Source organism: Hymenobacter artigasi (genome assembly GCF_012275535.1).
Taxonomy (GTDB): domain Bacteria; phylum Bacteroidota; class Bacteroidia; order Cytophagales; family Hymenobacteraceae; genus Hymenobacter; species Hymenobacter artigasi.
Genome location: NZ_JAAVTK010000001.1, coordinates 498,952 through 510,593, shown reverse-complemented (window position 1 = coordinate 510,593; position 11,642 = coordinate 498,952). Strand labels below are relative to the sequence as shown.

Annotated in this window: 8 protein-coding genes; 5 read left to right on the top strand and 3 right to left on the bottom strand. The window is 59.3% G+C overall.

Going from position 1 to position 11,642, the window contains the following annotated elements; genetic code table 11:
• Nucleotides 1-24 precede the first annotated feature (24 nt).
• The gene (gene porN, locus HBN54_RS02045) at nt 25-999 is read left to right on the top strand and encodes a type IX secretion system ring subunit PorN/GldN (protein ID WP_168671472.1); all 975 of its coding nucleotides are present in this window, start codon (nt 25-27) and stop codon (nt 997-999) included.
• A 105-nt stretch (nt 1,000-1,104) separates the two neighbouring features.
• Here porN and uvrC read toward each other — a convergent pair whose 3' ends face one another.
• The 3 genes from uvrC to porW all read right to left on the bottom strand — a co-directional run bounded on the left by uvrC (nt 1,105) and on the right by porW (nt 9,021).
• Entirely contained in the window at nt 1,105-2,946 is a 1,842-nt protein-coding gene (gene uvrC / locus HBN54_RS02040) for an excinuclease ABC subunit UvrC (RefSeq protein WP_168671471.1), read from the bottom strand.
• Nucleotides 2,947-3,155: 209 nt separating this feature from the next.
• Entirely contained in the window at nt 3,156-5,453 is a 2,298-nt protein-coding gene (locus HBN54_RS02035; RefSeq protein WP_317170141.1) for a penicillin-binding protein 1A, read from the bottom strand.
• Between the two features lie 154 nt (nt 5,454-5,607).
• Complete coding sequence (gene porW, locus HBN54_RS02030) at nt 5,608-9,021, bottom strand: type IX secretion system periplasmic lipoprotein PorW/SprE (protein ID WP_168671470.1); 3,414 nt, start codon at nt 9,019-9,021, stop codon at nt 5,608-5,610.
• Nucleotides 9,022-9,193: 172 nt separating this feature from the next.
• Between porW and HBN54_RS02025 the strand changes: the two genes are divergently transcribed.
• The 4 genes from HBN54_RS02025 to atpE all read left to right on the top strand — a co-directional run bounded on the left by HBN54_RS02025 (nt 9,194) and on the right by atpE (nt 11,510).
• On the top strand, nt 9,194-9,427 hold the full coding sequence (locus HBN54_RS02025; protein WP_210427903.1) for an AtpZ/AtpI family protein: 234 nt from the start codon (nt 9,194-9,196) through the stop codon (nt 9,425-9,427).
• A gap of 173 nt (nt 9,428-9,600) precedes the next feature.
• Nucleotides 9,601-10,005 (top strand): hypothetical protein, encoded by a 405-nt coding sequence (locus tag HBN54_RS02020; protein ID WP_168671469.1) that lies wholly within the window; start codon nt 9,601-9,603, stop codon nt 10,003-10,005.
• Nucleotides 10,006-10,044: 39 nt separating this feature from the next.
• A complete protein-coding gene (atpB, locus tag HBN54_RS02015; RefSeq protein WP_168671468.1) occupies nt 10,045-11,109 on the top strand; it encodes a F0F1 ATP synthase subunit A in 1,065 nt (354 codons plus the stop codon).
• A gap of 125 nt (nt 11,110-11,234) precedes the next feature.
• Nucleotides 11,235-11,510: an ATP synthase F0 subunit C gene (gene atpE / locus HBN54_RS02010; RefSeq protein ID WP_168671467.1), complete on the top strand. Its 276-nt coding sequence runs from the start codon at nt 11,235-11,237 to the stop codon at nt 11,508-11,510.
• The last annotated feature ends 132 nt before the right edge of the window (nt 11,511-11,642 follow it).

The following is an 11,642-nucleotide window of genomic DNA, read 5'->3' as shown; positions in this document are numbered from 1 at the left end:
ACAATCAATTTGCTTTTGCCCGTTATGAAATCCATTCACACCTTGGCCGCTATCGCGGCGGGCCTGTCGCTTTCGCTGTCGGTTTCGGCGCAAGAGCAAGCCACTACGGCGAGCAGCACCGGCTCGCACCGGCCGATTCCGCCGTCGGACCAAATGTTTCGCAAGAGCATCTGGCGGCAGGTAGACCTGCGTGAGAAGCAGAACAAGCCGATGTTTTCCGAAGGCAAAGAAATCAGCCGGGTGATTCTGGAGGCCGTGAAGCGGGGCGAATTGCAGGCATACAAGAATGATTCGCTGACGTCTACGCTCAACCCGCAGGAAATCTCGTCCAACATGTCATATGCCGATGAGGCAGTGAAATTGAGCGATGAGGAAAAAGCAGCTGGCTTTAGCCAGTCTGACCTGGGCGGTGGCGGGGATGATTGGGGCGCTCCCAAACCGGCTGCTCGTAACGCTGCCAGAACCGTGCGCAAGCCGAAGATTGGTGCCAATGGCAAGCCGATGAAGGATAAGAAGGGTAAGACCATCTACGAAACCGTAGCGGTTGCCCCGGTGGCCAAACCGGTTCCTCCGGCCAACGAATACCGGTACAAGGACCTGTATGAGATGGAGTTAAAGGAAGATATGATTTTCGACAAGAAACGGTCGCGGATGTATCACGACATTAAGTCCATTGGTCTTTTTGTTCCTTCGACGCTGCCCGCCAACACGTCGGGCATTGAAAAGCCCATTGGCTACTTCAAGTACAGCGACTTGGTGAAGGTGTTTCGTAATAATCCGCAGAATGCCATCTGGTTCAACGCCGAGAATGATGCGCAGCACAAGAACCTCGCTGATGCGTTTGAGCTGTGGTTGTTCAACTCGTACATCACCAAGGTGTCGAACGCTGGCGACAGCCGTTTGGATGACATCTACGGTGGCGCTCAGCAAGGCATCCTGGCTGCTCAGCAGACGGCGGCTGACCTGGTAGAGTACGAGTATAATCTGTGGTCTTTCTAGACCACGGATTAGCTCGGATTTGAGCGGATTACACAGATTTTGTAGTCGATTCGGTTAAAACAAAAAAGCCCTTGCAGCGATGCGAGGGCTTTTTTATTTGGTTGATTAGGCTGGTTTGGGAAGCTGGCGGGGAGGCATGGGGTGGGCGGGGGCCTCGTTTTCGGCGAGGTAGGTTTGGAGGATTTTGGCTTTGGACTTGCCTACTTCGGCAATTAGCTCGGCCTCCGTGAGCTCGCGGATTTTCTTGACGGACTTGAACTTGTTGAGGAGTTTTTCGGCGGTGACGGGGCCGAGGCCTTTGACGTCGGTCAGTTCGGTTTTGAGGGTGCCGGCGTCGCGAAGGGAGCGGTGGAAGGTGATGCCGAAGCGGTGCACTTCGTCGCGCATGCGCTGGAAGAGGCGGAGGGACTCGCTCCTTTTGTCGATGTAGATGGGCAACGGGTCGTTGGGGACGTAGATTTCTTCGAGGCGCTTGGCGATACCGATGATGGCAATCTGGCCCCAGAGGTTGAGGTCTTTAAGGGCCTTGACGGCCATGCTCAACTGGCCCTTGCCGCCATCGACGATGACTAATTGGGGGAGGCTTGCTCCTTCGTCCACCAGGCGACGGTAGCGGCGGGAAACGACTTCGTACATGGAGTCGAAGTCGTTGGGGCCGATGACGGTTTTGATGTGGTAGTGGCGGTAATCGCGCTTGCTGGGCTTGGAATTGCGGAAGCAGACCATGGCGGCCACCGGGTTATCGCCCTGGAAGTTGGAGTTGTCGAAGCACTCGATGTGCTTGGGAAGCTCGGTAAGGCGCAGGTCCTTTTTGATGGTTTCCATGATGCGCACCTCGTTGCTGTCCTTGCTCTTCTCATTCATGCTTTCCTTCTCCTTGCGGGCGTAAAGCACATTTTTGATGGCCAGCTCGAGGAGCTTGCGCTTGTCGCCGATTTGGGGAACGGCGAGGTTCACACCGGGGAGCGGGAGTTCGACAGCCACGTTGGTAAGGATTTCACGCGACTCGCTTTCAAACTCCTGGCGCAGCTGCATGATGAGCGGGGCGAGGATTTCGGCATCTTCCTCATCCAGCTTTTTAGTGACTTCGAGGGATTGGGTGAGGATGATGCTGCCGTTCATCACTTTCAAATACGTGATGAAGCCCGATTTCTCGTTGCTGGCGATGGCAAACACGTCGATATTGGTTAGCGTGTCGCTTACGATGGTAGACTTCGCCTGGAAGGCTTCCAGCTTATCGAGTTTGACCTTGAACTGGTGGGCCAGCTCGTACTGCATATCCTGGGCGGCGGCGCTCATGCGCTCGCGGAAATACTGCTTGGGGATGCGTAGGTCGCCGTTGAGGATGTTGCGGATTTGCTGGATGTAGGCGTTGTAGGTGGCCTCGTCTTCGCGGGCGACGCAGGGCGCGTTGCAGTTGCCGATTTGCAGTTCCAGGCAGGGCTTGAACTTGCCGGCTTCGACGTTGGCGGCGCTCAGGTTGTAGTTGCAGGTGCGGAGCGGGTAGAGGGCGCGGATGAGTTCCAGCAGCACGTTGAGGGCGGTGCCGTTGGCGTAGGGGCCGTAGTAGCGTGAGCCGTCGTTAATCTTGTTGCGGGTGGGGATGAGGCGGGGGAACCGCTCGTTGGTGAGGCACAGGAAGGGGTAGGTTTTGCCGTCCTTCAGCAGGATGTTGTACTTGGGTTGGTGCTGCTTGATGAGGTTGTTTTCGAGCAGGAAGGCATCGGATTCGCTGTCGACGATGGTAAACTCCAGGCGCTTGATGTTGCGGACCAGCTGCTGGGTTTTCTTGTTGTGGTCCTGCTTGGTGAAGTAGCTGCTCACGCGCTTGCGCAGGTCGATGGCTTTGCCCACGTAGATGATGCCCTCATCATCGAAATACTTGTACACGCCGGGCTTGTGGGGCAGGGCGGAAATTTGGGCTTGCAGTTCGGGGTTGGCTGCCATAAATCGCAGATTGTCGCTGATTAACCGTGGTTACGCTGATTCAGCCGGCGTGTTGGGAAGGAGGGAGGTGGGGCGCTAAAAAGGGAGTCCCCTTGGAGGGCAAAGAGGTGTCATCAATAACAAAAAATGACCGGCAAAAGTCGCCGGCCATTCCTTATAAAACCGCCGCTTGCGTGATTAAGCTAAATGAATCAGCGGCAATCTGTGATTTAGATGTCCTTGTCGTCCAGGTCGCCGGCGTCGGGCACCTGCATTTTCTGGTCGGCGGGAATGGTGTCGCGCTGGCCGCCGTAGTATTTTGAGCAGTCGATTTCGATGCTGAGCGGGGTGGCGGGCTTGGGAAAAGGGCCGGTGTTAATGCCGATGCGCTTGTCTTTGTACACCTTCTGCATGAAGAGGCCGTAGAGCGGCAGGGCCTCGCGCGCGCCCTGGCCGTAGGTGCCGGTGCGGAAGTGGATGCTGCGGTCTTCGCCGCCCACCCACATGCCGCACACCAGGTCGGGGGTAATGCCCATGAACCAGGCATCGGAGTAGTTGCTGGTGGTGCCGGTTTTGGCCCCGATTTCATACGGAAACTTGAAGCCGGTGTGCAGGATGGTGCTGGTGCCGCCGGGCTCGGTGGTGCTGGCCTGCAGCATGTTGGTCATGATGTAGGCGGTTTCTTCGCTGAGGACTTCGCGGGTGCGGGCCACGAACTCGCGCAGCACGTTGCCGTTCTTGTCCTCGATGCGGGTAACCATAATGGGAGTGGTATGCACGCCCTTGTTTACAAAGGTGGAATAGACCCCGCACAGCTCGAAAATGCTGCAATCGGAGGTGCCGAAGCCCATGGAAGGCACCGCATCGACGGGCGAGGTAACGCCGAGGCGCTTGGCGTAGGCGGCGATGGTTTCGGGGGTGAGCTTCATCACCAGCCAAGCCGTGATGGAGTTCATGGAGCGGGCCAAGGCCTGCCTCAGGGTAAAGGTGCGGCCCGAAAAACTGCCCTCGAAGTTGTGGGGCGTGTAGGGCGCACGGCCTGCCACAGCCGGGAAAGTAGTTGCCACGTCGGGACGCGGGTAGCAGGGCGAGTAGCCCTGGTCGATGGCCGCCACGTACACGATGGGCTTGAAGGTGGAGCCCGGCTGGCGCTTGCCCTGCCGGACGTGGTCGAACTTGAAGAACTTGTAGTTGGGGCCGCCTACCCAAGCTTTAATCTGGCCGTTGAGCGGATTCATGGCCATGAAGCCGGCCTGCAGGTAGCGCTTGTAGTATTCGAGCGAGTCGTATGGCGACATCAGCATCTCCTTTTCGCCCTGCCAGGAGAATACCTGCATCTTGTACTTCTTGTGCAGGTAGTAGTTCACCGAGTCGCGGTTGCCGTCGTACTGGGCCATCAGCGACTTGTAGCGCTGGGTGCGGCGCATGGAGTTCACCAGGAAGTTGGGGATAATCTTGCCGTTCTCGTCGCGCCAGGGCAATTGGCCCTTCCAGTGGGCCGAAAACCACTTTTGCTGGAGCGTCATGTGCTCGGCCAGCGACTGCTCGGCGTGCTGCTGCATGCGCGAGTCGATGGTGGTGTAGATTTTCAGGCCGTCGGCATACAGGTCGTGGTCGGTTTCCTTGGCCCAGCTTAGCAGCGACTTCACCACCTCGGCCCGGAAGTAGGGGGCCAGGCCCTTGCTGGGGTTCTCCACGGAGTAGTGTAGCACAATGGCCTTGGCGGTATCCTGGGCCAGCTCGGTGGTGGTGATGTAATTCGATTTGGCCATCTGGCGCAGCACCCAGTTGCGGCGCTTGCGCGAGCGGTCGGGGTGCACCACGGGGCTAAAGCGGCCCGGCGCGTTCACGATGCCCACCAGGGTGGCGGCCTCGGGGGTGCTCAGGTTTTTGGGCGATTTGTTGAAGAACGTTTTGGCTGCCGTGTTGATACCGAAGGCGTTGGAGCCGTATTCCACGGTGTTGAAGTACATCCGGATGATTTCGCGCTTCGTGTAGTTGCGCTCCAGCCGAATGGCCAGAATCCATTCCTTCGTCTTGGTGATGAGCAGGCCGAGCTTGCCGGTGCCGTTCAGGGTGCCGTCGTTGAGGTCGCCCCGGGTGCGGAACAGCACCTTGGCCACCTGCTGCGTGAGCGTGGAGCCACCGCCGTTGTGCGAGAAGGTGAGCACGCCGGTCACGGCCCGCAGCACGCTCTTGGCATCAATGCCCGAGTGTTGCTCGAAGCGCACATCCTCGGTGGCGATGAGGGCGTCAATCAGGTTCTGGGGCAGTTCCTTGAAATCAACGGGCGTGCGGTTCTCGCGGAAGTATTTGCCCAGCAGCACGCCATCGGCCGAATAAATTTCGGAGGCCAGCTCCGAGCGCGGGTTTTCGAGGCTTTTCAGGTTGGGCATGCGCCCGAACAGGTCCAAGAAGTTGCCGCTCACGGCCAGCACAAACAGCGCCAGCCCCACTACGCTCATGCCAAACAACAGCCACATGGTGCGCACAAACGCCGTGAAGCGCCCCGAACGAACCGGTTTCAAAGGTTGGGGCTTGGGACGACGGGCAGGAGGGGTATTGGGCATTGAGGGAGTTAAGAGTTAGGGGTTAAAAGTTAAGAGTTAAAACTTAGGCCGGCCTAACCACGGTGTAAAGGTCCGAATGCCAACTCATAACTCATAATTCCTGCCTTTTAACTCATTTATACACGCGCTGGTAGAAGGTCAAATACCCCGCCAAATCACCGCTGCTCTGAAGCAAAGCCAGATTTTCGGGACTAATGACCAAGGTCTGATAGCCTGCGCCGTGCAACTTGCCCAGTGGCGACTGCGGCCCGCGCAGCTTGGTGGCGTAGCTCTGGGCTATTTTGGCCCACGGCAGCGTTTTCACCACCACCAACTCCTGGTCGGCTCCCAGTGGCGCCGATTCAACCGTGAGGTTATTTGCCTTGAAAAAACGACTGTTGTAAGTAGCCAGCTGAGCCGCCAGTCCCGTGGTAGCGGGCGAGTCTTTCGGAAACACCAGCACCACCGTGTGCGGACTGTTTAGCTGGGTGGTGTAGGCCACGGCCGGGGCCGATGAAGCCGTACTGGTCCCGGCTACGGGCGTGGGCGTAGCCGGCGTTGCGGGAGCTGGGGTGCCTGCCGCAGGAGCCGTAGTGCCGGGGGTGACACCCGTTGTCGCCGCCGTTTTGGCAGCGGCCGCTTTCGCGGCAGCCTCGTCGGCCAGCTGCTTGCGGGTGGGCCGGCCCTTGCGGACTGGGGCCGCCGTTGCGGGGGGGGCGGCAGGCATACCGTTGGTATCGGCAGCGGGAAGCGGTGCGGCCGTTGGCGCGGTAGGAGTGGGGCTACCACCCGTAGCAGCCGGCAAAGTGCCCGCCACCGAAGCTGCTGCTGTTGCGGCTGCTTTTTTCGCCGCTGCTTCATCGGCCAGCTGCTTGCGCGTGGGGCGGCCTTTTCGGACCGGAGCTGCCGCAACTGGTGCCGCGCCTGGCGTGAGGACCGCGTTGGTGGCCGGAGCAGCACCCAGGGCCGCCGTTGCGGGAGTTATGGACGAGCCTGTGGCTTCGGCTGCGCTTTTTGCTTCCAGCTTGGCATCAGCCGCCGAGCGCCGGGGCATGGCCCGCATCGCATCCGGTGCGGGTGCGGTAGCAGCCGGCGTTGCCGGTGCCGTAACTGGCCCCAGGGCTTTGGCCGGGCTATCCCCTTCGCGGTACACAATGCGCATTCGGTTATCGATTTCGCCGGGGCGGAAGATGGATACCACGGGCTTTTCGGTAGAAGCCAGGGCACCGGCAATCTGGCCATCATCCTTCTTCTGATAGGTGGCGGCCAGGGCCTGGGCCTGCGGCACCAGCGGGCTTTCCGGGAAATCCTTATAGAATTTCTCCACCGAGGAGCGGGCCGTGAGCGGCGGCTGCGTCCGAATCACCAGCAGCGTTTTCAGGTAGGCCACCCGGTCGCTGAGGTCACTCTTGGGGTATTGCTGCTCGGTGCGCGCCAGCACGGCCGTGGCTTTGCGGAACTCCTGGTTTTTGTAATACGTGAAGGCCGAATCGACGCGACTGGCTACGGCGTTGTGCAGGGCCAGCTCGTGCTCGCGGTACAGCGGGTCAGCAATCAGCTTGGCGTAGAGCGACTGCGGGAACTCGCGTTGCAGTGCCGCCGCGTATTGCGCGGTTTTGGCCGCATCGGGCTTGTCTTTGTAGTAGAGATAGAGTAGGTAATAGGCATCGGGGGCATGTTCGCCACGTACGTAGCGGTTCACTTGCTTCTCGTAGGTTTCGAAGCCCTTTTCACGCTCTTTCAGCTGCTCCTTGTAGATGCCGCCCAACTCGTACAGCGCGCCTTCTACCTGCGTGTCGGAAGCCGCCAGTTGGGCAGGCGTAGTGGGAATATCCTTGCGGTACTGCGCTACCAGGGCATCCTTGGCCGCGTTGGGGTTGGCGGCGGCGGCGGCCACGGCCGCCGAGTCGGGCCGGCCGCCATTCACCAGCGTGCTGCCGTTGCCGGTGATGGAGATGGGCGCACCCCCGTTGGCGATGTTGTTGGTCGAGCTGCTGCCCGTGCGGCTGGTGCGCCAGTTGTCCTGCAGCGGCCGGTTCTGCCACTTGCGCAGGAAGTCGGCGCGGGCCGTGCCCAGCGTGGCCGGGTTGTCGAAGTACCACTGCGCACCCGAAGCCACGGCCGTTGGGTCGAACGACAGCGGGTCGGCACTGGGTGTGCCGCCGGGCAGGTTACTGCCCAGGCCACTGCTGCTGGAGGAAGTGCGGCCGGCAAACTCGGCGGCGGCAGCCTGTTTCTTTTGCTGAGCCGCCAGGCGGTCGGCGGCCACTTTCTGGGCTGCCAGCTCCGCCTCGGCGTAAGCAACGAGTTGCTGGTTTAGCGCGTCGGGCGCCAGGCGGGCCAGCGCCTGCAGGCTGTCCTGCGTTTCGATGATGGTGTACTGCTTGGCAAAATCCTTCAGGATGCCGCTGCGCTCCTTGATGGCGGCGTAGGTTTTGGCTTCCTTGTTCAGGTTCTGCACCGTGCTGTCGTAGTAGGCCGCCGCGAGGCGGTACTTCTGCAGGTTTTCATAGTAGATGCGCCCAGCCAGCAGGTAGGTATAGCTTTTCTGGAGGCGGTTGGAGGTGGTGGCTTTAATGGACTGTTGCAGCAGCTTCAGCGCCTCGGGGTAGTTCTTTTCGCGGTAGTTGAGCCGCGCCATCTCGTAGTATATCTTGTCGCGGTAGTCCTTGTTCTTCGTGTCTTTCAGAAGGTTGGCAAAGTTCTTATCCAGCTTCACGCGGTCGGTCGTACTCAGGTCTGATACCTGCGGTAACATCAGCTTGGCCTGAAAATCCAACTCGTACGGCGGGTTGCGAGCGATAATTTGTTCGAGCTGCTCGTAGGCCTTTTTGTTCTCACCGGCATCCTGGTACAACTGCGCCAGAATATAGCGCGTACGCGACCGCTCGTTCTTAAACTCAATCAGCGGAATGGCCTTTTCCAGCTCTGGGATGGCCTTGGCCGGTTCCTCCGTGCGGATGTAGTAGTCGGCCCGCGTCAGAAACAGCTGGCGCGCATCCTGCGGCAGCCCCTCTTCCTTGTCCAGCAGGTCCGATACCGCTTTGGCGCTTTCCAGTTCGCCCTGCGCCACAAAAGTCCGCATCAGCCCAATCAACGCTTCGTGCTTGGCATTGGCGTCCTTGCTGGTCGAGTTCACGTACTTAAATGTCTGGCCAGCATCATCAAACTGCATCAGGTAGAAGCGCGCCCAGCCCACCAAGATGTAGGCATCATCGGTCCAGTCCGAGCCCGGCCGGTTCTGAATCGGCATCGACGCCTTCTTGATAATGTCGTTCAAATCGGCCCGGTTGGCCTTCACGCTGGCACTGTCCAGCGTCGGGAACAGCGGCAGCGTCTGGTTGTAGTCGTTCACGCGGGCCGCGTACATCTTGTCCTCGGCCGCCTGCAGCTTCACGCGGGCCAGGAAGTAGGCGTTGTCGCGGGCGGCCACGTTGTTGAAGGCGTGGGCCACCAGATTTTTGTCCGATGCGCAGCCCGCCGCTCCCACGCCCAGCAGGAAGGTGAGCAGCGCGGCCCAGCGATATGTCAGCGAATAATTTGTCAAAATCAAAGCAAAGGAAAGGACGGCCCGGAGCAGCCGGAACGCCTAAAGCAGCCGGAAATGTTCGACGGCTCTGCCAGATAACGAAGCCGCCCGGGTAAAATTACGTTTTTCCCCGGGCAAACGTAGCCCCGCCCGCGCCGTAACTTTGCCAGCCGTCTCTCCCTTACCGCCCATGCCCACCCCTCCCGACCCGCAGCCCGCCGGCTCCAACCGCCTGCAGGCGGTGATGAAATACTCCGGCCTGGCCTTCCAGATGCTGGCCATCATCGGGGGCAGTGCCTGGCTGGGCACGTGGCTCGACGGCCGTTTGCACACCCAGCCCTGGCTCACCATCGGGCTGCTGCTGCTGGGCGTATTCCTGGCCGTGTTCCAGGTCATCCGCAGCCTCACCAAAGAATCCCTGTAAATACGAAACCACCGTCATACCGAGCATTCTGCGAATCAAGCAGAGACCGAGGCATCTCGCGTGCAATAGTAAACCAATCGTTGAAAGATTATTGGGGGCACGCGAGCTGCCTCGGTCTCTGCTTGATTCGCAGAATGCTCGGCATGACGGTGTATCAGCCCCAATCTATGTCTATGCCCAAGTTCCTGCGTCAGTTTCTGCTCTTCACCGCCGCGCTGGGGCTGCCCATCTACGTCCTGCACCGCCTCTACGGCACGGCCGTGGTGCATCCGCGCACCGGGCTCATTTTTGCCGTCATGGCGGCGCTCACCTACTTCGCCTACAGCCTCACGGCGCGCCTCGTGGCCCGCGACCCCAACAGCTTAGCTGCCGGCTACCTCATCGGCATGACGGTCCGGCTATTGGTGTCGCTGGGCCTCGTTACGTGGCTGTTGGCCGGCGGCATTGCCCGCGAGCCGAGGGGCATCTGGACCTTCCTCGGCGCCTTCTTCATCCTGTACTTTTCGTGGGCCGGGTTTGAAATCTGGGCTACTTTGAGTAACTTGCGGCCGATTTCAGGAAAGCAAGTAACGCAATGATAGTGCGTTAGCCCGGAATTAGTCATTAATTAACTTTGAATGAAGCGTTTACTCTCGATTCTCCTCTGCTTCGTCTCCCTGTCCGTTTTTGCTAACGAACCCGCTGCCGAGGGCGAAAAGGCCGAAGGCTTCAATCCCGGTGAAATGATTTTGCACCACATCGGCGATTCGCACGAGTGGCATTGGCTGGCCACCGATACCGGCAATTTCACCACCTACCTGCCCATTATCGCCTACCGCCCCGGCAAAGGGGTTTCGGTATTCTCCTCCGAGAGAATCTCGAACGGCGAAGGCGAAGCCAGCGGCAAGGAATATGACGGCCTGAAGCTCGACCACGAAAAGCTCGTGAGCACCGATGGCAGCAAGCTCTACGACTTCTCCATCACCAAAAACGTTGCCGGCCTCATTGGCAGCGCAATTTTGATGCTCGTGGTGTTTATTTCCGTAGCAAGCGGCTACCGCAAAAACCACGGCCGCGCCCCTAAGGGCATCCAGTCGTTCTTCGAGCCCATCATCGTCTTCATCCGCGACGAAGTAGCCAAGAAAAACATCGGCCCGAAGTATGAGCGCTACATGCCGTACCTGCTCACGGTGTTCTTCTTCATCTGGTTCAATAACCTGCTCGGCCTCACGCCCGGCGCGGCCAACCTGAGCGGCAACATCGCCGTGACCATGGTGCTGGCCCTGATGACGCTGGTTATCACCCTGGCATCGAGCAACAAGTACTACTGGGCCCACATTTTCGCCACGCCCGGCGTGCCCAAGCCGCTGCTGCCCATCATGATTATCGTGGAAGTAATTGGTATTTTCACCAAGCCCTTCTCGCTCATGATTCGTCTGTTCGCCAACATCACGGCGGGCCACATCGTGGTCTTGAGCTTTATCAGCCTGGTATTCATCTTCAAATCGTGGGCCGTCGCTCCGGTGACGCTGGCTTTCGGCCTGTTCATCAACGTGCTCGAATTGCTGGTGGCCCTGCTGCAGGCATTCATCTTCACCCTGCTCACCTCGATGTACATCGGCGGCGCAGTAGAGGAGCACCATGATGCCGACATGCAAATAGGCTACAGCGACGACTCGGAAGCTGCCCACGCTGCCCACTAATCTGACTTAAACGGCCGGGTGCCCGCCACCCGCCAACTGGCTGTTTCGGCCAGCCCGTGGCAATCCCCCCCTCCCCGCTACGGGACTGACGAACTTTTTCTTTTTCCCCTTTTTCTTTTTTTATTATGCTTCTTTCTTTGTTTTTGCAAGCAGTTGCTATGGCAGCTAACTACGGTCCCGGTCTGGCTGTAATGGGTGCCGGTATCGGTGCAGGTCTGGTGGCTTTGGGCGTTGGCCTGGGCATCGGTCGCATCGGCGGCAGCGCCATGGATGCTATCGGCCGTCAGCCGGAAGCTTCGGGCAAAATCCAGACGGCTATGATTATCGCCGCCGCTCTGATTGAAGGTCTGGGCCTGTTCGCAGTCGTAGTCTGCGTGCTTATCTGGACCAAACTCGTTTAGTAACGGGCCGGGCTTTGGGCCCGGAAGTAGTTGGAAGCCCGCCGCCCGCTGCTGCAATACGCAGTTGGCGCGGCGGGCTTACCTGCTCCTAATCTGTATACCTGATTAGTTGACATTTTTTAAAAATACCCT

Coding starts and splice junctions, on each gene's coding strand:
- HBN54_RS02020 (WP_168671469.1), top strand. CDS start 9,601: ATGCCCAAGTTCCTGCGTCAGTTTCTGCTCTTCACCGCCGCGCTGGGG.
- porN (WP_168671472.1), top strand. CDS start 25: ATGAAATCCATTCACACCTTGGCCGCTATCGCGGCGGGCCTGTCGCTT.
- atpE (WP_168671467.1), top strand. CDS start 11,235: ATGCTTCTTTCTTTGTTTTTGCAAGCAGTTGCTATGGCAGCTAACTAC.
- atpB (WP_168671468.1), top strand. CDS start 10,045: ATGAAGCGTTTACTCTCGATTCTCCTCTGCTTCGTCTCCCTGTCCGTT.
- uvrC (WP_168671471.1), bottom strand. CDS start 2,946: ATGGCAGCCAACCCCGAACTGCAAGCCCAAATTTCCGCCCTGCCCCAC.
- HBN54_RS02025 (WP_210427903.1), top strand. CDS start 9,194: ATGCCCACCCCTCCCGACCCGCAGCCCGCCGGCTCCAACCGCCTGCAG.